Below are 23,917 nucleotides of genomic sequence, written 5' to 3'. Positions count from 1 at the left end.
AAAATTAAGATTTATTAATCGATTGCAGTCTGGCTTTGGCAAATTTTAGGAGTTCTTGCGCTTTAGCGTAAGCCATCGTGCCGTTATCGACTTTTTCGAGTTCGCGGATAATTTCTTGTAACTGGGCGGCGGTTCCCGTCCAATTAACCTGAGTAGAATCGTTCGGCGTACTGGCTAACAAGCTTTCGATTTTCCTCTGGGCGCTTTCGAGTGCTTCGGAGGAAGCTTCTTCGGCAAGGCGACGAATTTTAACTTGTTCGAGGTTGGCGGTATATTGGGCGATTAAGTCTTGGGTTTCAACGTAACCGCTTCCTTCGTCCGGAGTAATAGGCTTGAGTTGGTCGATCGCTTCTTGCCAGAAGGTTTCGACTTGCTGCCATTGAGCGACGTTATGGGGCGGGTTTTGGCTGGCACTAGCGGCTTGCCATGCGTACTTTTTGGCGGCAGCAACGGCGGTGGTCACGCGATCGCTGCGCGAAGCACTCGCCATGATATCTTCAAACTCGCGGGAGTAAGTGGCGAATTTTTTGCGGGCAGTTTCGCCTGCATTAGTCTGACCGGAAATTTGTTCCAAATGGTCGATCGCGGCTTTCCAGGACGCGATCGCGGCTTGTTTGGCTTCCGGAGTCGTCGCTTGCGCGTAACGCTGTTTGGCGGCGTTAATTCCTCCTTCAATCCCTGATAAGGAGGTTTGGGCGTTGCCTTCTTGGAAGGCGATCGCTTCGAGTTGTCCGATCTGGGCGCGGTACTGATTGAAGGCAAAGCGATCGAAGCGCGATCGATACCACCAATAATCGTAGTCCGACCAATCTTCCACAAACCAGAGCGGAATCGCATCGAAATTTTGCTTCGCCGCTGCTAACTTTTCTTTCCCTAAAGCAATATCAGCCGCACTCGTTGTATTTTGCAACAACTGTTCTGCGGTTTCGAGATTGATGATTCCTTCGCGATAATTGCGATCGATGCTGGCGTAACTCGGCAGCAGCAGCAGGGGGGCTTTTTGGGCGACGGGACGGCGAATAACCGGGTAAGGGAGATTGGCAACCCAAATCAGTCCGACAGGCAACCCTAACAATACTGCTACTCCAATCAGTTTGCCGAAAAAGTTGCTTTTTTTGGGTTTCGGCGCAGGCTGAACCGGGCGCGTTTGAATGAATTGGGCTTCAGCTTCGAGTTCTCGTTCTAAGTCCGCAAGAGTTTTATTTTTCTGCGATTGAATAGAACTCACTGAAGGGGAAACAGGAGGAGCTTGCGAACTTTTCGGGCGGGAAGATTTGAAAAAGGGAAAACGGAAGCCTGACATAAAACTTAAAGTTTAAAGTTCAAAAGTCACAATTAGGCTAAAACGTCCGAAGCAGACTGTTAGGGGGCGATCGCGCTTGAAATCAAGACTCGAATGCACGAATTCTCTAACAGATTAGTGTAGAATAGCTTACAGATATCATTAAGAATACCTCGATTTAGGGTGACTAGCTCAATGGTAGAGCATCGGACTCTTAATCCGCTGGTTCGGGGTTCGAGCCCCCGGTCACCCATTTTTATTTGACTGCGCAAAACGCAACCCAATTCGCTTGCTGCTGCCCCGCTCGCGCTGCTGCATTGCTCGGTACATAACGAATTTGAAAGCTATCGGGAGAGAATCCCGCCTTTAAAGCATAAACTCCAAAGTCTTCAAACTTTGAAGAAGCCAGATAAGGTTCTGAATTTGCCCACACTTCCGTATCCCGAAAATACCGCGCTACCCAAGTTGGAGGTTGCAGGAATAAAATGCTCTCTAGATGCACCATTAGCCCGCCCGGTTTCAACAGTCGGTAACTTTCAGTAAAAACGCGCTGCCGTGCGCTGGCTGGAATTTCATGCAGCAAAATATGACTGACGACTAAATCGAAACTGCGATCGTCGAAGTCTGTTTTTTCGGCATTTTGTTGGGCAAAATAAACCTCACTCTCCAAAATTCTCGCCCGCGCGATCGCAAATCTCAACAACGAAGCACCTAAATCGATTCCCCAAACTTTCGCTGTTGGGTAAGCAGCGGTATACGGTAACGTACTGTGGCCGACCGCACAGCCCAAATCTAAAATAGTTTGGGGAGAAAAATCGGGATAATAAGGCGCTATAACTTGGTTAATTAGAGTATGACCGAGTTCGTCATTGAGCGGGCCAAACCATCCCAATCCGTACAAAAAAGTTCCAGCATCGTAGAGCGCTCCCACTTCAAAGGGTTCGGCTTCGTTCCCATCGAGATAACCTCCCGGCATTCGATGAATATTGGTTTTCAATTGATGCAGAGGCAGCTTGAGATTTGAATTGAGTTCGAGCGCTCCTTTCCCTTGCCAATGACTTTGATAAACGCTTTCAAGGCGCTGCCGCTCTGCTTGAATTTGAGTTGAAACGCTCGCCCACATTTTGTCTTGAAGAATACCTCGGTATTCGTGAGCTTGCTGCACTTCTGCACAATTGTCGAGAACTTTACGAATTTGAAGGTAAAGACGATTGGGATCGATTTCTGGCTCGGATTCAGCGATCGCCGCATCAATTTTAGTTTGAAAAAGTTTAAATAGGGAAACTCGAAACTCTTTGACTTCGCGAGCGAATTCTAAATCGGCAGCACTAACAGAACCTTGAGGAAGCAAGTCATGCTGGTATTGAGAGCAGCGAAAAACGGGTTCGGGAGCGCTCATTGTTTTAATGATTATAGGGATTAATAGACGTTAATTTTAACTCAAATAAAATATGAGTTCGATAAAAAAACGAGCCAAATTAGGGCAGAGCATTGCTCATGGGTGTCAACTTAAGCTTAACCCCCCGCTCACCTAGCCCGCCTTGGGTTCAAACCCAAGGCTAATAACTCAAGTCATCTAAAGATGACTCGGAAATTCAGTCCATTTTAATGGACTTGAGCTATTAGCCAAGAACTTGAGTTCTTGGCGGGCTAAGTGTTTCACCTTAAGTTGACACGAATGTCCTACAGATAAAATCTAGCGATCGCGATAAAGAAACGTAGGTGCAAATGACTCTTCGCACCTACGCTCTCAAAATTTATCTATCGGCAAGAATTAGCTCGAAACGGCTTCAGCAGTTTTCGATTCCGGAGCAAGACGCGCTAAGGAACTCTTGACAAAATCCTGTAAAAATGCAGTACGTTGATTTTGTTGGAAGATGGCTTGCAGGATTTTGCTAAAGCGATCGCGGTTGAACTCTTCTCCCGTAGCAGCGCTTAATTCCACTTCTTGGAAATATTCGATCGCGCTTAAACCAGCAAGGCGGGTTAAATACGCTGCACTCACCCCCTGCACCGCACCCCCAGCAACATAAGTCATCGCGTTACTCTTAAGAATCGAGCCAATGGCTTGGGTAGAGAGTTCGACAATCCCCAACTTCACCATCAATTGTCCGATCGTACTGGAAACGGTTTGCGCTTGGGCGAGGGAGAATTTTTGGGGGTAAATGGCGCTGAGATCTACAAGCATTTGTCCGCTAATGGCAGCAGCGGCAAGCAAATCCAGCGCGGCGACGGGATTAGCGAAGGCAGCAGCGGCGGCAATCCATTGATACTGCTCGATAATAGGCATAGCGCGATCGCGTCGGGCTGCATTTAAAATGGCTTTGGCTTCAGCTTTCAGTTGCATCGCTTCCCGCCACGCCGTCGCCCAAACTAATTGTTCGCGTTCCGCTGTTAAAATAGCTGAAAGGCGATCGCGCAGCGCCGAAATCTCCGGTTCTTGGGCTTCCATCCATTCCTGCTGCGAACCATCCGCTTGATGCTGGCGAACTTTCATCTCGGAAGGGGCGGCAGCAATCGCGATGACATCATCCGCCGGAATTAAGCCAAAAACGCGCTGGCGCAATTGTTGCAGGATTTCAACTCGTTCTTCAGGCAGGAAGCGATCTTGCTTGTTAAATGCGAGCAAAAGGCGTTGATTTTCCCCGCGCAACTGTTTTAAGATTTTCAGTTCTGAATCGGTTAAATCGCCCGCAACCACGAAGATTGCTAAATCGGAGGTTAAAGCCGTTACTTTTGCCGCTGCATCCGTCGCTTCGGTGCTGACGAGGAACGGTTCGGTTTCAATCCAAGTTTCCTCGCTTTCAGGCGCGCTGAGTAACTGCGTTAACGCCGTTTTGCCCGTATTTTTTCCACCCGTCACCGCTAATTGCAGCGCTTTGCGGTTGAGACGTTCGGGGAGATTTGCGAGGGTTTGTTGCAGTTGGGTTAAATCTCGTTCGGGAACTTCAGTTTGCACCGCCGCTAAAACTGTTTTCGCTTGTGCGATCGCGCCCTCAACCCGTTCCTTCGTCATCGGTGCGATCGCAGCTTCCCAAGGCAGTTTAGCAGGCGATCGCGACTTCAACAACCAGAAGCCACCGCCCAACACCATCGTCGCCAACAAACCATACTCGCCAACCTGAAAAACCGACTCTTTAACATTCAACAGCAGCCACAATCCGAAAGAGGCTCCCAAACCTCCCATTAAAATGGGTTTGTTGAGTTTCACCGCCATCTTCTTCCCTCCCATCAATTCCTCTGAATCTTCTTCTACTCTAACTCGAGTCCGAGCGAATATTGAATAGTGCGTAATTCGTAATTCGCGGTCATTGAGCATTTCGGCAGGATCGGTGTGGCACACTTCGGTAAGAGTTTGGCGAGGCTCGCTCGAACCGCTCAGTCGAACGTTTGCCGAAATGTATAGCGCTACTGACTTGTAAATATACGTTTCTAAACGCACCCTAGTCTTCGCTGGTGGGCGCTGCCCACCCTACTACTCATCACTCACCCTTCATCATTCATAATTTATAATTATCATTTACTATTCATTATTCATTATTCACCATTCATTATTCACCATTCATTCTCCAAAACATGGCTGCTTCCTCCCTAAAAAACATCCGCATTATCCTCGTCGAACCGGCGGGGGCGTTAAACGTCGGTTCCGTCGCGCGCGCGATGAAAAATATGGGCTTAGAGCAACTCATTTTAGTTTCGCCCCATTGCGATCGCAATAGCGAAGAGGCGCGGCAGATGGCAGTTCATGCAGGCGATATCTTAGCGGGGGCGCGGATTGTGGAGAGTTTGAGCGAAGCATTGCAAGGCTGTCACCGCGCGATCGCAACGACAGCACGCAACCGCAAGCGCCCATTACCCCTCGAAAGCCCAAAAACCGTTTTACCCTGGCTTCTAGAGGATAAAACCCTCACTTCCGCCCTCATTTTTGGCCCCGAAGATCGCGGCTTAAATAACCAAGAACTCAGCCTCGCGCAACGCTACCTCGAAATTCCCGCCAACCCCGAATATTCCTCCCTCAATCTCGCCCAAGCAGTCGTTGTCTGCGCCTACGAACTCTATCAATTAACCCTCTCTCCCCCCTCACCCTCTCTCCCCATCACCCCCTCACCCCATCACCCCCTCACCCCCTCACCCTCTCTCCCCATCACCCCCTCACCCCATCACCCCCTCACCCCCTCACCCTCTCACCCCCTCACCCCCTCACCCCCTCACTCCCTCCCCGCCACCCTCGATTCCTTAGAAAACTATTACCAACATCTCGAGCGAGTGTTGCTGGCGATCGGCTATCTTTATCCTCATACTGCTACCGCCCGTATGGAAAAATTCCGCCATCTCTTCCATCGCGCCGCCCTCAGCAGCGAAGAAGTTGCTTTGTTGCGCGGGATATTGCGGCAAATGGAATGGGCGATGGAATCGGGTTCGCAGAAGCGGTAGAATTTTGAGATTGCGCGCCCGAAGGGATCCGTGCAGCGGATCGCGCTTAGTCGAGAAATGCAAAGGGAGGTGGAGAATGCGGCGTTTGAACAAAATCGGGTCGAATCAAAAACAACCGCTGAAGTCAGCATCGCGCCCAGTGCAGCGCGCTAAAACTGCCCCGAAATCACCCACGCTGGCTACCTTACCCCCAAAGCGCCGCCCTTCATCCGCCGTAGCGCGCTTTCAACAACGCCGTTCGCAATCTTCGCGCCCCCGCCTCCCAAAGATTGATACCGTTGTCCCCAAATCTTCCTCTCCTGCTGCTAGCAAACCCAACTTAGCCAAACTTCCGCTTTATCTCGTCCGCCTGCTTATCGTCGGAATCGGGGTGGGGGCAATTTCCGGAACGTTGATATCAGCAACCAACAAGTCTTATCTATCCCAATCGGCGAACGCCAAAGCCGAAAAAGTTGCCGCAGCGCCCGTTCGTCCCCCCGCCTTACTGCTAAAACAAGAAAGTCCCGAACTCAAGTCGCAAATTCAAACGCTGCTGGCAAAATCGCCGGACTTTCACGCTGGGGTATTGTTAGCAGATCTGGATACGGGAGTTTATTTGAATCTTGACGGCGGGACAACTTTTGCTGCGGCGAGTACGATTAAATTGCCGATTTTGGTTGCATTTTTTCAAGATGTCGATGCGGGGAAAGTCTCGTTAGAAGAAAAGTTAACGATGACGGAAGCAACGATCGCGGGCGAAGCCGGTAATATGCAGTATAAAGAACCGGGAACTCAGTTTTCGGCGTTGGAAACCGTAACGCAGATGATTACGGTAAGCGATAATACCGCAACGAATATGATTATCGAACGCCTCGGCGGTGCGGAAGTTTTAAATCAGCGCTTTCGGGCGTGGGGTTTATCGTCAACGGCAATTCAAAATTATCTGCCCGATGTCGAGGGTACAAATACTACCAGTCCCGTGGATTTAGCGAAGGTTTTAGCGAAGTTGGAGCGCGGCGAACTGGTTTCAGCGGCATCGCGCGATCGCATTTTAGAAATGATGCGTAATGTCATTACGAGAGATCTCCTGCCTCGAGGCTTGGACGAAGGCGCTACAATTGCCCATAAAACTGGTAATATTGGCTCTCTCGTCGCTGATGCGGGTGCGATCGAAACTCCCACTGGCAAGCGCTATCTCGCCGTTGTTATGGTTCAACGTCCCCACAACGATATTAAAGCCAAACAACTAATCCGCGACATTTCTCGCAGCGCCTATCAATACTTCAATCGCTCCATTGCTACCCCCGTCTCAACTCCCACGCCCAATATTACTGAAACTCCGGCTAAAAGTTCGGAAGAGATGGCGGCTGAAGAGTGAATTTTGAATTAAAAATTAAAAGTTAAAAATTAAAAATCGAACTGGAATCGGCTTTAAGTTAGTACCATTATCAATTATCCATTATCAATGACTTTATCCGACCTCCTCATCCGCAACGCTCGCATCCTTTTACCTGAAGGAGAATTCACCCAAGGCGACGTTCTCATTCAACAGGGAAAAATTAGCGAAATTGCCTCCACAATTGAGGCAGAAGCCGCAGAAATTGACGCAACTAATCTTACCCTTCTTCCCGGCGTTATCGACCCACAAGTACACTTTCGCGAACCCGGACTCGAATATAAAGAAGACCTATTTACGGCAAGTTGTGCTTGTGCGAGAGGGGGAGTTACCTCTTTCTTGGAAATGCCCAACACGCGCCCGTTAACGACAACACAAGCAACTTTAGACGATAAATTGCAGCGCGCCGCCCAAAAATGTTTGGTTAATTACGGCTTTTTTATCGGCGCAACGGCGGAAAATTCACCCGATTTGCTCGAAGCCAATCCAACCTGCGGGATTAAGGTTTTTATGGGTTCGATGCACGGGGCGTTATTAGTGAGTACGGAGGCAGAATTAGAGCCAATTTTCGCTAAAGGGACTCGGTTGATTGCCGTCCACGCGGAAGATAGGGCTAGAATTGAGGAACGGCGATCGCAATTTTCCGGGCAAACTAACCCCGCAGTTCACTCACAAATCCAAGATAATCAAGCTGCTTTAAATGCAACCCAACTTGCCTTAAAATTATCAAAAAAATATCAACGTCGCTTGCATATTTTACATTTATCAACCGCAGAAGAAGCAGAATTACTTCGAGTTGACAAACCGAGTTGGGTAACAGCAGAAGTTACGCCCCAGCATTTGCTTTTAAACGTTGCAGCTTATGAAACAATCGGAACGTTAGCGCAAATGAACCCGCCGCTACGAACGGAACGAGATAATGAGGTTTTGTGGCAAGCCTTGTTAGATGGTGTAATTGATTTTATTGCGACGGATCACGCGCCGCATACGCTAGAAGAAAAGGGAAAAGACTATCCGAATACGCCGTCGGGAATGCCGGGAGTAGAAACATCTTTGCCGTTAATGTTGACGCAAGCAATGCAAGGACAGTGTACGGTAGTGCAAGTTTCTAACTGGATGTCCGCAGCCGTTGCAAAAGCGTATAAAATTCCTAATAAGGGCTTAATTAAACCGGGCTACGATGCCGATTTAATCTTAGTAGATTTAGAAAATTATCGTCCTGTATTGCGGGAAGAATTGCAAACAAAATGCGGTTGGAGTCCGTTTGAAGGTTGGAGTTTAACGGGGTGGCCGCAGTATACGATTGTTGGCGGACAAGTTGCATGGGAAAAAGGTCGCCTTCATTCTGAGGTGCGGGGAAAAGCATTAAGTTTTGAGGCGTGATGGTAAATCCGGATAAGAGGAATTCTTGCTGAATTTTTTTTTCGCAGGGCTTCAAAATTCAGGATTTTATCGAATTCGTGTTGATATCAAATCCGCAAAATTGCCCATCGTAAAAGCATCTCCTCCTCACCTCGCCCCCGGTGCGCTGAGTCTCGACTTCGCTCGACTGCCGCGAAGTCGAAGCGCCGTCCCCCCGTCAGGTTATTGGTGCGTTACGCTTCGCTAACGCACCCTACTGCTGGGAGAACCGAATTAATTTTGGGTGCGAAAGCGTGCGGTTGCGATCGCTAGAAAACCAAGCGCGACTAACCCAACTGTAGCACTGGGTTCGGGAATACTTTCCTGTTCTCTGAGGGCGGTTAGCGCTCCTTGGGCGATTATCTCATGAGCCTTCGTTGTCGGATGAATGCCATCCCAGAATACATATTGCTGCTGCGTTTGTCCGGTTGGGTCGAAAACGCAAGCGGCGACAAACAAACAGGAATCGGTCTTGTTGGTGAAACCAAAGCTACTAGGGTTGGATAGGACACTATCGAACAGACTGTTGACATCGTAAGTCATGAGATTGATGTCTGGAGCCAAACTCTTGCGCAATCCTGTTAGCGCGCTCGACAACTGGGTATTGTGGGCATTAACTAATGCTGTCAGTTCGCCGGGAGTGGGGTCGTCGGGCGATAAGGGAAAGGTAAGATCGCGCCCTAAAACGCGGGGGGTACTGCCTAAATCGGGCAGGTTGACCGTTAAGATATTTTTAGCGCCGACGCTAGCGAGGGCAGAGATCGCGTCCGTAATATTGGCGATCGCGGGTTCGGCTTGCTTTATCGGGGTAAAGGTCAAACTGTCGGTCGGAAGGTAATCGTTGCCGCCCGCCCAGAGGATATAAAGGGCATTAGGGTCTGCTAATTGATTCCCAGCCTGTAAAGGTGCGACAAAAGCTCCAATTTGCTGCTGCAATCCGGGGAAAAAAGGGACATCAAGGACATTAGCAAAGCCGGTGGTTGCCCCCGTAAAGGCAAAGTTAAACCCATCATTCGCCGGAAGTCCGCTAAAAAATGGAGTCGGGCTGGATAGTCCCAAACCTTGGGAGAGATAGTCTAACCAGTTATATCCGTTGGAAATGCGACCTGGAAAGTAAGGGGGGGGCGGCTGTCCGATCGCGCTAAAAAGATTCCCCGTATCGGTTAAGCTGTCACCAAAGGCATAAATTCCCGTAATTTCATTGAGAAAATTTGCTGCTCGCACCGGCAGAGGAACCAAAAGTGAAACCAGAGCAATTCCTACCGAGACCAGTTTTTTTTGCACCCTAATCTGTCCTTTGAAAAATCCTATCGTTGTGGCGCTACGCATTGAGGTTCGGACATTTCAATCGCTCTCAGTTGGGACAGGTGGCAAAAAAATATCCTAATGTTGCTAGGCAGCGCTATATTTTTAAATTTTAGACGCTTCATTCTGAGGCTTCAGTTTATTTAAGATTCATAAAGGAAAAAGTATTTCTACTGAGAGCGATCGCTCGCATTCAAATTTAAAAACAGAATTACTTCAGTAATTCCGGCTTTTCAGTTCTACTAGCGTGATACGTTATTTAACTGTACCTCCGGGTTCCTCAAACTCCATCCGCACGTCGTATCGACTTTTAACGAGGTAATTCGGTTTCCAGGGGGGACACCAGTAAGTTTCTTGCACGACAGTCTGCTGGCGTTGCTGCGGAGAACCTTCAAAAAAGACGATGCTAAAGTTACTGCGTCCGACGACTTCGGGCCCTTCTTGAAACCAGCGATTGCGCCACAACCAAGCGAAAATGCGATCGAAGAGTTTACGCCAGAACCCAGCTTTCGCCTCGAGGTCAGAACGGTGTTGACTCCAAGGTAGTAACTGCGAGGGTTGGCGTTTTATCCACTCAGTACGATACAGCCAATCGGGAGCGTCACCGAAGGGGGGTTCGGGAGAATGAAGTTGCTTCAAGGCTTTACGGCGCGGCAGTTCGACTTGTTGCGGGGGATCGCTCCAACCGAGCCAATATTTGGTGCGTTCGGGAAATAGGCATTTAATTTTGGTGTGAATGGCGTAGGTTTTCCATTCGGCGTTGCGGGTGGCGCTGGAGGTGAGTTGGGCGATGATGGCGGCTTGTAGGGGTTGGTGCGTGCCGTTGGTTTGACGGGAATGCGACCAGTAGGTGAGGCGGACGGCGCAACTGTAGTGGATGTCGCCAGAGAGGATGATAGCGCGATCTCGTTTTTCGGTTATCGTTTCGAGCAGGCGAATAAACGCCCCGGCGTGAATATTCCAAGAGTCGCCGACATCGTTCCCGAAGGTATTGCCTTTTTTCAGTTCCCACTCGTGCATGAAGTCGATCGCGCCCAAACTGACCATGTTGGTGGGTAGGACGATAAAGGTGGCTTGGATTTCGGCGAGGTTGCCTTCTTGGAGGGGTTGATGCAGTTGTTGCTCGAAGGCGGTGGGAGAAAGCAGCATCGGCGGCGCGTAGGTGACATCGTTGGCGGGATAGCCGCGCCAGGTGCGGGTGTCGGTGACGATGACTTCGTGGATGGGGCTGCGCACGGTGTAGTGCCATTGTAAGGCGCGTGCCGCTACGCGGATCCCTTCGGGATCGCTGCGATCGAGGATAAGGGTATCATCGCCATCGGCGCGATACTTCGGTTTGCCGGTTTGACTGTCGAGATCGGGAATGCCTAAAAAATGTTGAATCTCTTGCCAAGCAGCGCGATCGGTGCATTGGGATTGCGACCAGCGTTCGGTGGCTTTTAGGAGTTGTTCGCCGTTGGTTCCGGGATCGAACTGTTCGGGCGTGTTGCCCCAGGCTTGGAAGAGGGCGTAGGCAAGCAAGCCATTTTGGACGGTTTGGCGGCCGAGGGGCTTACTGAGGACGCGATCGCACCATTCTCGGTTTAGATACCAATCATCGCTGATATCGTGGTCGTCGCAAATGGTGTAAGTCGGGATATTCGCCAAAATACGTCGAATTTCATCTTGGGTGCTGGCAAACAGCAACGAAGACTTCGCTTCTCCCATCCAGTCGCGCGCGCGTTTGCCTTTTCGCCCCATACTTTCCCCACTAGGAAAGGTTCTCGGCCAAAGAATGGGCGACCAAATCAATAAGTACATTGCCAAGTATTCGCCCCAAGCGAAGAGGTGGCTTTTAGCATTTTGGGGTTTCTTGGGAAGCATCGCCGTCAAACCGGCGTAAGTTTCAGCAATGTGGGTACGTTCTCCGGGGGGAATATTGCTTGGTTTTTTCCTCTCATTCCCCAGCCACAAGGTTTCTTCCCAGCCTAATAAACTGCGAGCGATACCCTGCACCGCCCACAGGAGCGGATCGGCTACGTCGTCGCCGTAGATTTGATCGCCGGTGAGGAAAAGTTGGTGGGGGCGCGCTTGCGGGTTGGCGGCGGTTTCGGCTAACAGGTTATCTAATAAAAAGAAAACTTCCTGCCCGCCGCCGTGGGGTTTGTTGCAGGAGGTGTGGACGAGTTGGAAGTTGCTGAGGGAACTCGGAGGTAGGGCAAAAGTTGGCAGTTGATGCGGGAAGTAACTGACGGTGGCAAAGGGGTAAGCGTCGGCGTTAAGGGCTTGAGTAAGGGTCAAATCCGAGTCGTTGAAGCTTAAATCGTAGGCATAGAGGCGATCGCTCTCTAAATAAGAATTGTTAACTGGCGTTGCGGTAACGGCGAGAATATGTAGATGATTGCCGAGTTGAAGGGTAGTGCCGGTTCCCGCGAGCAAGACGCGATCGCGCTGCACCTCTGCGCCTTTCTCCTCAGTGGGGTATACCCTCAAAGTGACTTGCTGCGAGCTTTTGAGGGCTAGCCAAACGGTAACGCGATCGCTTTCCGTGCGGCGCAACATCGGACCCACTAGAATGAGGGGCAAGCGATCGGGTGCAATTGTGTAATTCCAGTTAGTCGTTAGCTCGGTTTCCATCGTGTCACTTGCTCGCAAAGTTGTTCGGGAAAGCGAGTTTTTCTGCTAACTCGCACCGCCTCTCGTAAAATTGAAGAGAGTTACCCGGTTTCTAGGTTTAACACATAGCGTGAAAAGCGCAGTAAAAACCGAGCGAACTGTATTGATTTGTAAAGAGGAAAGGTAAAGATATGGATCGCCGTCAATTTCTGAGTTGGGTGGGAGTCGGTGCGTTAGCGAATTCTTTGCCCGTCGTTCTCGTCGCCTGCAACCCGACGACGAAGGAGGAACCCAAAGCCGAATCGCCTGCCAGTCCTAGCCCTAGCACAACGGCTTCAACCGCTGGCGGTTTTGCCGCGATCGCAACGACTGCCGCCCTCGATAAAGACGGTTATGTGTTAGATAAGAGCAAGGCAGAGCAACCTATTTTGGTATTGCGCGATCGCGATACTAAAACCATTACTGCGGTTGATGCCAAATGCACCCACAAAGGTTGTATTGTTAACGCCAATATGTCCAAAAAAGTTCTCGTTTGTCCTTGCCATAACTCCGAATTTGCCTTCGATGGGAAAGTTTTAAAAGGCCCTGCCGACAGTCCCTTACCTACTTTTGAAACCAAACAAGAAAAAGACACAATTTTAGTTAAAACCGCTTGACTTTTTGAAAAAATTGTGTCTGCTGAAACTCCCAACTTTGCGGCAATAAGCGAGCTTATTATAGATTGATATAAAACTGCCTCGCTCCAATTTGGAATTGTGCGCTTCATAATTGTGGATGAATTAATTATTAATTTTGTCTGTAATTACGAATTACGAATTACGAATTACGAATTATTAAGTCATCTTCAATTGGTATTAGTCATCAATAAGGCGATGCCCGATTTAGCCGAATTGCTCAAAAATAACCGTACAATTCGCGTTATTGGCTTTGATGATGCCCCCTTTTTGCGCCACACCCGAGAAAGCGCTGCAATTGCTGGGGTTGTTTGTGCTGGGACGCGCTTTGAAGGGATGGTTTGGGGTAAGATAACGCCCGATGGTTGGGATGCTAATGCTGCAATTCTCGATCTATTATTAGGTGGAAAGTTTTTACCGCAACTGCACATTTTATTGCTCGACGGGATCGGTTTCGGCGGCTTAAATTTAGTCGATTTACCGCAGCTAGCCGAACAACTAAAAATTCCTTGTATTGCTGTCATGCGGCGCGAACCCAAACTTGCGGCAATGGAAACCGCGATCGCGCGCCTTCCCCACCCAGAACGACGCTTAGAACTTTTAAAACGCGCCGGAACGATTCATTTTTCCGCACCTTTTGTATTTCAAGTTTGCGGAACAACACCTGAATTAGCTGCTGCGGTGCTGCAACGTTTAACCGATTGCGGCAAAGTCCCAGAAGCCCTCCGTTTAGCACATTTAATCGGCGCGGCGGTAATGAAGGGAGAAAGCGGAAATTCAGCGTGATACCAATTCTCAATAGCGATTCACTAAATTTTTTGCTGTAGGGGCATAACATTGTTATGCCCTCTTCGGGAATCGTGCAAAATCAATGAGAATTGGTATGAGAAGACTTACAAACTACTCAAAGAGTAATACGATAGGGTTACGGAGCGTAACACGACATCATTTTAACAAACACTTTGTTAGTAAATACCTTTTTATGATTTATTTCGAGCGAGAGAGTCTCTAAAAGATGACTTTAGTCTATGATGTTCAATGATGATTTTAACTCGCTCATGAAACTCTCTCAAGCTGAAGTAAGACAACTGTTTAACCGCCTAATATTTGAAGAAGGCGATCCTAAAGATTGGGTGCAAGATGTTTGGGATTTAAACCCAATTTTGGGAGATAATGCTGCCCGATTGCTGGAAGTTTTTGAAGCTTTAATGGAATGCTGCCCGTCAGATAAGTTAGAAAACTTACTCAACCAATATTTGAACAACCAGGTTCCCGACCAAAATTAGAAAGCATCGACATTGGAGTTTAGAAAATCATGCAAATTACTACCCCAGATTGGGTTAAAAATTCGGTTTTTTATCAAATCTTTCCCGATCGCTTTGCTATTGGACAGCAGCGCCCGAGCGATTATACCGTTCCCTTAGAAGGGTGGGACGAGATGCCGACGCTTCAAGGTTATAAAGGCGGCAATCTGTGGGGCGTTGTCGAACGGCTGGATTATCTGCAAGATTTAGGGATTAATGCCATCTATTTTACCCCCATTTTTCAATCGGCGTGCAATCACCGCTATCACACCCACGATTATTATCAAGTCGATCCGCTATTGGGAGGAAACGAAGCGTTATTTGCGCTGATTAAAGCGGCGCACGATCGCGAAATAAAAATCGTTCTCGATGGCGTTTTCAATCATTGCAGCCGGGGCTTTTTCTTCTTTAACGATATTCTCGAAAATGGCCCGCATTCGCCCTGGTTGGATTGGTTTACGGTAACAGATTGGCCGCTTTCGGCTTACGATGGCAGTAAGCCAGCAAACTATCAAGGTTGGGAAGGAAATCGCGCGCTGCCGGAGTTCAATCATTACAACCCACAAGTGCGCGAATATATCATGAAAATCGCCGAATATTGGCTGCATCAAGGGATTGATGGTTGGCGATTGGACGTACCATTCGATATTCAAGCCCCCGGGTTTTGGCAAGAATTTCGCGATCGCGTCAAGGGCGTTAACCCCGATGCTTATATTGTTGGGGAAGTGTGGCGAGATTCTCGCTATTGGTTGGATGGAACGCAGTTCGACGGCGTAATGAATTATTTATTTACCGGCCCGACGATTGCCTTTTGTGCGGGCGATCGCGTTATTCCTAAATTAGTCGCAGGGCCGGATTACGATGCCTATCCGCCCCTCAAAGCAGCTTCTTACGCCTCCAAAATCGAGCATTTGCTGCAACTCTATCCTTGGGAAATTCAACTAACGCAATTGAATTTGCTTGACAGTCACGATACAGCGCGGCTAATTAGTATTGCCAGTGAAGATAAAGCATCGGTAGAATTAGCAACGCTGCTATTGATGACCTTTCCCGGCGCGCCCAGCGTTTATTACGGCGATGAAGTTGGGTTGAGGGGCAAAATCGATCCCGACAGTCGCCGCGCTTTCCCCCCAGAATCGGCTTGGGAACGCGATGTCCTCGATTATCATAAGCGTTTGATTGCGCTGCGACATCAATATCCGGCGCTGCGAACTGGAACCTACCGCATTTTAGATGCAGAAGGAATGGGCTATGCGTTTGCTCGCATTTTGGATGATAGCGCCCTAATCATAGCAGTTAATGCTGGGAAGAATGCGGCGACAGTACGAGTCAATCTCGCCGATTTACCCGCGCAAGAACGAGAGATTTTGTATGGGAAAGTGGAGATTGCCGGAGATGAAGGAAGTTTGAGTTTGAAGTTGCCGCCGCGATCGGGTTGCATTTTAGGCTAAATTTAGGGTAAGAGAAACTGGGGGAGATGCGATCGCGTTTTCCCTCTCTTTCTCTGCCATTGTTTAAAGATTAGTTATTATTAATAACCTTATGTCGCAAATTGAGTTCGCGCAACGAGTCATTCCGATTGAGGATGTTCTCATTCAACACCTTGAAGATGAAGCTGTTTTGTTAAATCTAGATAACGAAGCTTACTACGGTTTGGATGATGTCGGAACTCGTTTTTTTGCAGTTCTTCAAGAAGCGAACTCAATTGAAAGTGCGTATCAGCAATTGTTGGAAGAATACGAAGTAGAACCCGATACTTTAAAAAAGGACTTGCTTATTTTTATCGAAAAACTTCTCGCACAAGGTTTAATTCGATTGAGTGAGTAAGATAACATTTAGTGCATCAGGATTGGAAATTGGTATATCAGTTTTCACATGGATGAGGTATATCTAGCGGGCGAATACCATTCGCCCCTACGGAGCGGCGTTTAATTTCGAGGCGACCTCGAAATCCGCGCCCCTACCGATTTAATTTTTGGAACTGTACCTTACGCAAACGAAAAACGCGATATTCGTTATCCATTATCCATTATCAATTATCAATTAAAATGAGCGGTATTTGCGGTATTTTGAATCTCGATGGAGAGCCGGTCGATCGCGTTTTATTGGAAAAAATGACCGCTTCCCTCGATTTTCGCGGCCCAGATACCCGAGAAATTTGGGTGCAAGGTGCGATCGGGTTCGGACATACGCTGCTGCGAACGACAGATGAATCGGCAACCGAACGCCAACCTTATAGCCTCGATGGGGAAGTTTATATTACGGCGGATGGGCGCATCGACGGGCGCGAGGAACTTCTGGAAAAATTGAGCGATCGCCACACTTCACAAAATCATCCAGATGTCAAGCTAATTTTAGCGGCTTATCGCGATTGGGGGGAAAACTGTCTCGAACATTTGCTAGGGGATTTTGCCTTTGCAATTTGGGATAATCGCAAGCAGCAACTTTTTTGCGCGCGAGATCCGGTAGGGGCAAAACTGTTTTATTACGCGCGAGTAGGCAATAGCTTCATTTTCAGCAATACGTTAAATTGCCTGCGCTTGCACCCGAAATGCTCCGATCGCCTCAACGATAGCGCGATCGCGGACTTCTTACTCTTCGGGACGAATACCGCTGGCGAAACCACCGCCTTTAGTGACATTCATTGCTTGCCGGGAAGCTGCCAACTCGTCATTAAAAATGGTACTGTACGACAGCAGACATACTGGACGCTAACCCTACCGCCGCAAATTCGTTACCGACGCAGCGAAGATTATATCGCCCGCTTCCAAGAAATTATAGATCGAGCCGTGGGCGATCGCCTGCGAACTAAAAATGCGAGTATTTTCCTCAGCGGCGGCTTAGATTCCACCAATATTGCCGTTGCTGCCCTTGAAAGAGCAAAAAAGCGCGATTTTCCGCTTAATTTGCAAGCCTTTACGGGTGTCTACGATCGCTTAATTCCCGATCGCGAACGACACTTCGCCGGACTCGCCGCGCGATCGCTCGGTATCCCCATCCATTTTCTCCCTGCCGACGACTACCAACTGTATCAAAACTGGGACAAGCCCGAACTTCACCTTCCCGAACCCATTCATGCGCCCCTCGTCCTGATGCACCTCGAACAAATGCGCGATTGCAGCACTCACAGTCGCGTTCTTCTCCACGGACAGGGCGGCGACGAAGCCCTAAGAATTGCCACCGTGCGAGAAATGCTGCAAGGAATGCCCCTGCATCACGTCGCGATCGATCTAGCGCGCTGCCTATTCCAATATCGCCTCAAACCGCCTTTAGGAACGGGATTCCTCGCAGCAGTCAGCCCAGCATTTCCCCCCGAGATTCCCCTTCCGGCGTGGTTTGCACCCGACTTCGCCCGATCGCAAAACTTGCAAGAACGCTGGCAGTCATTTTGGCAAAAAACGCTACCGCTCGATCGCCCGCCTCGTTCTCTGGCTTACCACGGTTTGCCCCCGCAACCCATGTGGAATTTTATGTTTGCTTTAAACGATGCCAGCATTTTTCGCGCCGAAGTAGAAGTGCGATTTCCCTTCGTCGATTTGCGCCTGCTAGAGTATCTTCTCGCCTTGCCGCCCCTGCCGTGGTGCGCGGGCAAAACCTTGCTAAGAGAGACCTTGCGCGGTAAGCTACCCGATAGCATTCGCCAGCGTCCCAAATCTCCCCTCGTCGGCGATCCCGTAAAGTTACTGCTCGAGGCTGCCGATATTAAAGTATTTGAAGGGTGTATCAGCGATCGCCTCGAAGAGTATGTCGATCGCCGCCAGTGGCAAGAGGAGATCGCGACTTCCGCCGGACGAGAGAAGCGACAAATCCTGCATCCCGTTACTGTTGGGTACTGGTTGCAGCGTTTATAGGCAATCGGCTCTAACGATATAATGCGAGGGCAGCGATCGCAACTTTCAGCGTTTTGTTTATAAACAATAGTAAAATGTCGCCTGCAATGGAGAAAAAAATCATGTCCGTCCCATCAATCCCCCTCAAAAAACCATACCACTCCCCCCAACTTAAAACCTACGGGGATATCAAAACGCTAACCCTGGCGCTCAGCGATGGCAACATTAACCGCGATAGCGTTGCTGGCAGTCCCGCCCCGTTCAACAAAACTTTCTAAACGGCGTTTATGCCGCAGTATCTCGTTTACGGATTGAACCTCAAATCCAAGCTAGCGGTGCCGGGATTGAAAGCGCGCGTTCCTTCCAAGCAACCCATACCTGACGTTTGCTTGTTTTGGCAGCAACCGCCGAGTTTCTCGCCGCCCGGTGAGAGTGACTGGCAGAATTGGTATGTCAGTCCGAACTGCAATGCCGACGGAGAACCCAACTTAAAAGCGTGGCGGCGGGCAGATGGCGAATACTTCTGGCTGCGCTACAGCGATCGCACCGAATTCGCGATCGACCGTTTGGGGCGGCACGTTTGGGCGCTGTGGCAGGAACCCCTAACCTTAGAAGATACGGCAACCTACCTACTCGGCCCGGTTTTAGGCTTCGTTCTGCGCTTGCGCGGTACGACTTGCTTGCACGCTAGCGCTGCCGTCGTTGGGGAACGCGCGATCGCCTTCCTCGGCCCTCCCGGTGCGGGGAAATCCACCCTTGCCGCAGCCTTCGCCCAACGAGGTTACAAAGTTCTCACCGACGATGTAGCTGCCTTAGACGCGACAGAAACCGGATTTGGCCTGCGTCCGGGGTATTCCTACATCCGTCTGTGGTCGGATTCCGCGATCGCGCTGTTTGGGCGTGCCGACGCACTGCCGCGCCTCGTCCCCACCCATCCCACCTGGGATAAACGCTACCTCGACCTCAACCACCAGCGCGACAGCTTTCAAGCTGCCAGCGTTCCTCTCGCCCGCATCTACTTCCTCGCTCGACGCGAAAATTCTCCCCAGCGGCCGCAGATTGAGAAGATCGCGCCGCAAGCTGCTATGATGGCAGCGATCGCTAATACCTATACTCCCTATCTCTTAGATAAACCAATGCGGGCTGCGGAATTTAAAGTTTTAAGCGAACTAATACGAGCGATTTCCCCGCACCAAATCCTTCCCCACGCCGACCCAACGCAGCTTAACCGACTGGTCGATCGGATCTTGCAGGATATTGAAACTTAAGGACTGTAATGTGGGACGTGAATTCGCGCCAAAAAACTAGCCCCCAACCTTCCCTGTCTCAATGGCTTTATCAAGCGATCGCCGATCCCGACGTGCGCTTAAGAATTCGATTGCGCGGCAACATTTTGCACATTCTCTGCGAAGGCGCACGAGCGCCCCAGCAAAAGGTGTTAATGGCTCGACTTCTACGAGCTTTCGACGAGCAGCACGAGAGAACGCAATGGCTCCTGAAGCGCGCTAAAGAGCCAATCTATAAAATTATCGTCTACGGTCGCGCCGTCGGCAAACAAAAAGCAGCTTGGATCGAACCGATCGCGCTAGAACGTCTGGGGTTAAACTCCCCGGCTTCCGCCTCAGAAGCTGAAAGCGAGTCCGGCAGCGTACCGCTCGCTTCCAATGAAAGCCTCGCGCGCATGGGTTCCACCGAAGCGATCGCGCGTTACCTCAGCGATTCCTTCTCCCAACTCGGGATCGGCATTAAAACCCTCGTCCAAAAACTCCCCGCACCGCCGCGCCAAAACGAACCGCCCGCCAATAAGCGCCTTTGGGTGGTTTGCAACTGCGACTACAGCCCCGATGCTTCCCTCCTGGCCGAACCCATCGCCCAGAAACTCCGCAGCCTGGAGTTGACCGGCTTTCGCGACGCGGCGATCCGCGCTCAAGTCAGCGGCGAAACAACGCCCGAATGGATACTCCAAGTCGATCTCACCCATCCGGAAATCATGTTGCGCGATTGGGCGCGCTGGGGCGATGCCGAAGCGATCGCGCGCCTACTCGATCGCCGCCTGGAACTGCGCGGCATCCAAGCTTCTGCCATCCTCAAAGATTCAACCCTGCACGTTTTTTGCAGCTTATTACCCTCCCAACCCAAAGAAGCCCTCGACGCGATCGCCGTTAAAAGCGAAGTCGCCCCCCTCCTCGAAAGCCTCGCCCCCCAAGGCATCACCGCCGCCGCCCTCTACGGCGTAGAAGGCCCGAAATTTTCCCTCGATCTCCCCGAACAACCGATTTGGGTCGATTGGCTGACGCTACCCGCAGCCAGCAACCCCCAACTCGCTGCCACGCCCCGAGACTTAGCCCGACAGAACCGCCTCGACGCACTCACCTTTCTGTTGCAGCGCTTGCTCGATCCCGATCTCGAAACTCGCCTCGCAACCGGCGGCTTACGCGTCAAACTCTGCATTAAAGACAGCCTTCTGCATATCCTCGCCGAAGGACTCATCTGTCCGAGCCGATCGCAAATCTTACCCCCCCTCGAAGAAATTTTGCATGAATTGCGGCTGCCAGGAATCGCTGGCGCTCGCATCTACGGGCGGCGAGCGGGTCAATCTTTACCGTTGTGGAGTGCTAAGTTCGGCTCTTTGAGCGACAATTTAGCGATTTCTTCAACGTCTCACACCGAATCCGCCTCGAGTGCCTTTGCTCCTCCGGCTGAAAATCCCTTACTGAATGATGGGGAAACTGCCGTTGGGGAAAGTCCCGACGCTCCCAGCCAGACGGCAGAACCCCCGCCCTGGGAAACGCTGCGCCGAGATACTGCGCGCTGGCTGCTCTCGAGCAAGTTGCTGATAGCAGTCGAACCGACCGATTCGCTCTCTACTGCCCTCCATCGCGAAGAGACGGGTTACGCTCAAAGTCGCTATAAAGGGTTCAAAACTCTTGCGATTTGGGGCGCTGTCGGCTTGCTACTCGTCGCTCAAACCGATTGGCTGCTCGGTCGCCTGCTTAGAAGTTATGCGATCGATGCGCCCCTCGATTCCTCAATACTCGCGAGTTCCAGCGATCCGTCGCTGCCGGAGTTGCCTTTGCAGCGCGCCGGTTCCGAACAAGCGAAAGGCTTCAATCGCGAACAATTTACGCGGACTGACAAAAAGGCTGCTGCTGCCGCGATTTTAGCCGCCGCCCGCGCTTCCAATCCCTCGTTTAATAATCCCCTTTTAGATGAAAAGCTGGCGTTGTATCAAGAGCGCGTTCGGACTCAAGGCGTACCGGATGTACTGGTAGTCGGCAGTTCCCGAGCCATGCGCGGGATCGACCCGGCGAAGTTGCAGAAAACCCTCGGCAAGCGCGGCGATCGCACGTTGGATGTGTTTAATTTTGGCATTAACGGCGCGACGGCGCGAGTTGTGGATTTATTGCTGCGTCAGGTGCTAACGCCCGAGCAGTTGCCGAAATTAATTATCTGGGCGGATGGGGCGCGGGCATTTAATAGCGGGCGCAGCGATCGCACCTACGAAGCGATCGCGTCATCAGCGGGCTACCAGCGCCTCCAAGCTGGAAAATTCCCCAATACCGCCAGCAGCGGCATCCAAACAACCGAAGGGCTATCGTTGGGAGGGATTACTCAAGCGCTCAAAAATGGCTATCAAAACCTCGATCGCTGCCTCAACAATACCCTTGCCAGCGTTTCTTCCACTTATCCCCAACGCGAGAAATTATACGATTGGCTGCGATCGCAACCTTTAAGTTTGCTGCCCGGAATAGAAAGTGCCTCCCAATCCGCTCAACTGCCCGATGAATCGCTCAACCTGCGCGAAGCGATCGACATCGACGGTTTTTTACCCCTCGCAACGCGCTTCGATCCCGTTACCTATTACGCCCAGCATCCCAAAGTTGCTGGCGCTTACGATGGCGATTACGACTCTTTTAATGTCGAAGGCGAACAATACGAAGCCTTGCAAAACTTAACCCAATATCTCGCCAAACATCGCATTGATTTAGTCTTTGTAAATTTGCCGCTAACAAATATTTATTTAGATTCCGTTCGCGGTAAATACGAGACTGAATTCACCGCACAAATGCAACAAGCTGCTGCTGGCTCGAATTTGATTTTTCTCGATTTAGGACAACGTTGGCCCCAGGAATACGGTTTATTTTCCGATCCCAGTCACCTGAATCGGTATGGAGCCGATCGCGTTTCAATAGATTTAGCTAAAAATCCAAAAATTCCTTGGCAGTTTTAAAGAATTTTTTATCCCAATCCCCAGTCCCGATGCACTAAATTTTATCCGTAGGGGCGAATGGTATTCGCCCGCTGCGCGTACCTCATCCATGTGAAAACTGCTATATTACTCGAAAAATGCGGTTGGCGAGTGACGTTCTCCCCCATTTAGCCCGAGAGTTCGGGATGAGCGGCTCTAACCAGAGCGCGCAGTGCGGGGAGCTTTCGGGAGAACGCGACGGAGAGTAAGATACAGATGCCGCCGCTGAGGGCAACCTCAGCCGGAATGCCGATCGCTTCAATTAAACTGCCCGTTAGCAGGTTCCCAAAGGAAGCCATTCCTAAAAAGGCCATTAAGTAAAAGCTCATTACCCGCCCTCGCTTGTCGGGTTCGACTAAATTTTGGATTAGAGTATTGCTGCTGGCAAATTGCAGTACGTTGCCAAAGCCGATCAGGAATAGGCAAAAGGCAGAAAACCATAAGCTTTTGGAGAAGGCAAACGCGATCGCGATCGCGCCGCTTCCACTGCTAGCAATGGCAATTAATCGCCCCAAGCCGCGAATTCCTTGCCTCTGGCTTAAAAAAACTGCCCCAGCGAGCGCGCCAACCCCCGAAGCTGCCATCAGCCCGCCCAAAGTGTGGGCGCTACCGTGCAAAGTCTGGCTGACGAAGACGGGCAGCACGACATTGGGGCTTAAACCCATGAAACTGAGACCGGCGACTAACAACAAGAGTGTACGGATCGGCGGATCCGTGAAGGCATAGATTGCCCCTTGTTTTAGGTTCTGCCAGACGAGAGAAAATCGTAAAGGCGTATTGTCACCTGTTGGAACGATTTTCTGCGTCCATCGCATGGCGAGCAACCCGATAATAACAGCCAGATAACTGAAGGCATCGATCAAAAAGCAATATCCCGCCCCCGCAACGGCAATAATCAGCCCGCCCACTGCCGGCCCGACTAATTTAGCTGCCGTTACCATTGAAGAGTTAAGCGCGATCGCGTTGGTCAAATTTTCGGGTTTCTCGGCAATTTTGGGTATGAGAACCTGTCGAGTGGGGGAATCTACGGCATTAATTAACCCTTGTACCGCGCTCAAGACGAGGATATGCCAGAATTGGATAATACCAGTCAGGGCTAACGCAGCTAAGGCTAGCGATTGCAGCATCGATAGGGTTTGAGTAATCAGCAAGGTGCGACGAGAATCCCAGCGATCGACGAGAACCCCCCCAAAGGACACTAGCAAAAAATTCGGCAATTGGTTGGCAAAACTGACCAGTCCTAGAAGTAGGGGAGATTGAGTCAAACGATAGGAAAGCCAAACCGTTGCGACCATCGTCACCCAAGTTCCCATTAAAGATATCCCTTGCCCTAAGAAATACAAGCGGTAGTTTCTCGCTTGCAACGCAGGCAAGCGTGGGGTGGGAAGAGCCAACTTTTTCATTGAAAAATTGTTTTTTGGGTGCGAGTTTGATGGAGAATGAATTGCTGAGGCATCGATAAGGAAAT

The 23,917-nt window shown here is 50.3% G+C and carries 18 protein-coding genes and 1 tRNA gene; 13 read left to right on the top strand and 6 right to left on the bottom strand.

Going from position 1 to position 23,917, the window contains the following annotated elements:
- Positions 1-4: 4 nt before the first annotated feature.
- Positions 5-1,228 (bottom strand): hypothetical protein, encoded by a 1,224-nt coding sequence (locus H6G50_RS08715; RefSeq protein ID WP_190715261.1) that lies wholly within the window; start codon positions 1,226-1,228, stop codon positions 5-7.
- Positions 1,229-1,463: 235 nt separating this feature from the next.
- Here H6G50_RS08715 and H6G50_RS08710 point away from each other — a divergent pair.
- Positions 1,464-1,535, top strand: a tRNA-Lys gene (locus H6G50_RS08710).
- Between the two features lie 3 nt (positions 1,536-1,538).
- Here the strand turns inward: H6G50_RS08710 and H6G50_RS08705 are convergent.
- Complete coding sequence (locus tag H6G50_RS08705) at positions 1,539-2,681, bottom strand: class I SAM-dependent methyltransferase (RefSeq protein WP_190715258.1); 1,143 nt, start codon at positions 2,679-2,681, stop codon at positions 1,539-1,541.
- A gap of 375 nt (positions 2,682-3,056) precedes the next feature.
- Positions 3,057-4,724 carry a DUF697 domain-containing protein gene (locus H6G50_RS08700; RefSeq protein WP_347239907.1) on the bottom strand — a complete coding sequence of 556 codons (1,668 nt, stop codon included), beginning with the start codon at positions 4,722-4,724 and terminating at the stop codon, positions 3,057-3,059.
- A 134-nt stretch (positions 4,725-4,858) separates the two neighbouring features.
- On the opposite strand from H6G50_RS08700, the gene H6G50_RS08695 reads away from it, so the two are divergent.
- The 3 genes from H6G50_RS08695 (at position 4,859) to H6G50_RS08685 (ending at position 8,474) form a co-directional block, all read left to right on the top strand.
- Complete coding sequence (locus H6G50_RS08695) at positions 4,859-5,716, top strand: TrmJ/YjtD family RNA methyltransferase (RefSeq protein ID WP_190715256.1); 858 nt, start codon at positions 4,859-4,861, stop codon at positions 5,714-5,716.
- A 76-nt stretch (positions 5,717-5,792) separates the two neighbouring features.
- Positions 5,793-7,073 carry a serine hydrolase gene (locus H6G50_RS08690; protein WP_190715254.1) on the top strand — a complete coding sequence of 427 codons (1,281 nt, stop codon included), beginning with the start codon at positions 5,793-5,795 and terminating at the stop codon, positions 7,071-7,073.
- Between the two features lie 87 nt (positions 7,074-7,160).
- Positions 7,161-8,474: a dihydroorotase gene (locus H6G50_RS08685; protein ID WP_190715252.1), complete on the top strand. Its 1,314-nt coding sequence runs from the start codon at positions 7,161-7,163 to the stop codon at positions 8,472-8,474.
- A 252-nt stretch (positions 8,475-8,726) separates the two neighbouring features.
- Here H6G50_RS08685 and H6G50_RS08680 read toward each other — a convergent pair whose 3' ends face one another.
- Entirely contained in the window at positions 8,727-9,776 is a 1,050-nt protein-coding gene (locus tag H6G50_RS08680) for an SGNH/GDSL hydrolase family protein (protein ID WP_190715250.1), read from the bottom strand.
- A 276-nt stretch (positions 9,777-10,052) separates the two neighbouring features.
- Positions 10,053-12,413, bottom strand: a complete 2,361-nt coding sequence (locus H6G50_RS08675; RefSeq protein WP_190715248.1) for a PhoD-like phosphatase — start codon at positions 12,411-12,413, stop codon at positions 10,053-10,055.
- Between the two features lie 170 nt (positions 12,414-12,583).
- On the opposite strand from H6G50_RS08675, the gene H6G50_RS08670 reads away from it, so the two are divergent.
- The 9 genes from H6G50_RS08670 (at position 12,584) to H6G50_RS08630 (ending at position 22,431) form a co-directional block, all read left to right on the top strand.
- Complete coding sequence (locus tag H6G50_RS08670) at positions 12,584-13,048, top strand: ubiquinol-cytochrome c reductase iron-sulfur subunit (protein ID WP_190715246.1); 465 nt, start codon at positions 12,584-12,586, stop codon at positions 13,046-13,048.
- Positions 13,049-13,264: 216 nt separating this feature from the next.
- The gene (locus H6G50_RS08665) at positions 13,265-13,852 is read left to right on the top strand and encodes a DUF99 family protein (protein WP_190715245.1); all 588 of its coding nucleotides are present in this window, start codon (positions 13,265-13,267) and stop codon (positions 13,850-13,852) included.
- A 272-nt stretch (positions 13,853-14,124) separates the two neighbouring features.
- A complete protein-coding gene (locus tag H6G50_RS08660) occupies positions 14,125-14,352 on the top strand; it encodes a hypothetical protein (RefSeq protein WP_190715243.1) in 228 nt (75 codons plus the stop codon).
- A gap of 29 nt (positions 14,353-14,381) precedes the next feature.
- A complete protein-coding gene (locus H6G50_RS08655) occupies positions 14,382-15,821 on the top strand; it encodes a glycoside hydrolase family 13 protein (protein ID WP_190715241.1) in 1,440 nt (479 codons plus the stop codon).
- A 91-nt stretch (positions 15,822-15,912) separates the two neighbouring features.
- A complete protein-coding gene (locus H6G50_RS08650) occupies positions 15,913-16,197 on the top strand; it encodes a PqqD family protein (protein ID WP_190715239.1) in 285 nt (94 codons plus the stop codon).
- Between the two features lie 221 nt (positions 16,198-16,418).
- Positions 16,419-18,221: an asparagine synthase-related protein gene (locus tag H6G50_RS08645; RefSeq protein WP_190715237.1), complete on the top strand. Its 1,803-nt coding sequence runs from the start codon at positions 16,419-16,421 to the stop codon at positions 18,219-18,221.
- Positions 18,222-18,322: 101 nt separating this feature from the next.
- Positions 18,323-18,478 carry a hypothetical protein gene (locus H6G50_RS08640; RefSeq protein ID WP_190715235.1) on the top strand — a complete coding sequence of 52 codons (156 nt, stop codon included), beginning with the start codon at positions 18,323-18,325 and terminating at the stop codon, positions 18,476-18,478.
- A 9-nt stretch (positions 18,479-18,487) separates the two neighbouring features.
- Positions 18,488-19,468, top strand: coding sequence for a hypothetical protein (locus tag H6G50_RS08635; protein ID WP_190715233.1), 981 nt, complete (start codon positions 18,488-18,490; stop codon positions 19,466-19,468).
- A gap of 8 nt (positions 19,469-19,476) precedes the next feature.
- Positions 19,477-22,431, top strand: coding sequence for a DUF1574 domain-containing protein (locus H6G50_RS08630; protein WP_190715229.1), 2,955 nt, complete (start codon positions 19,477-19,479; stop codon positions 22,429-22,431).
- Between the two features lie 146 nt (positions 22,432-22,577).
- Here the strand turns inward: H6G50_RS08630 and H6G50_RS08625 are convergent, their stop codons facing one another.
- Entirely contained in the window at positions 22,578-23,852 is a 1,275-nt protein-coding gene (locus H6G50_RS08625; protein ID WP_190715227.1) for an MFS transporter, read from the bottom strand.
- Positions 23,853-23,917 lie beyond the last annotated feature (65 nt).

The sequence above is a fragment of the Oscillatoria sp. FACHB-1406 genome (genome assembly GCF_014698145.1).
GTDB lineage: Bacteria > Cyanobacteriota > Cyanobacteriia > Cyanobacteriales > Spirulinaceae > FACHB-1406.
This window is presented reverse-complemented; position numbering and strand designations above follow the sequence as displayed.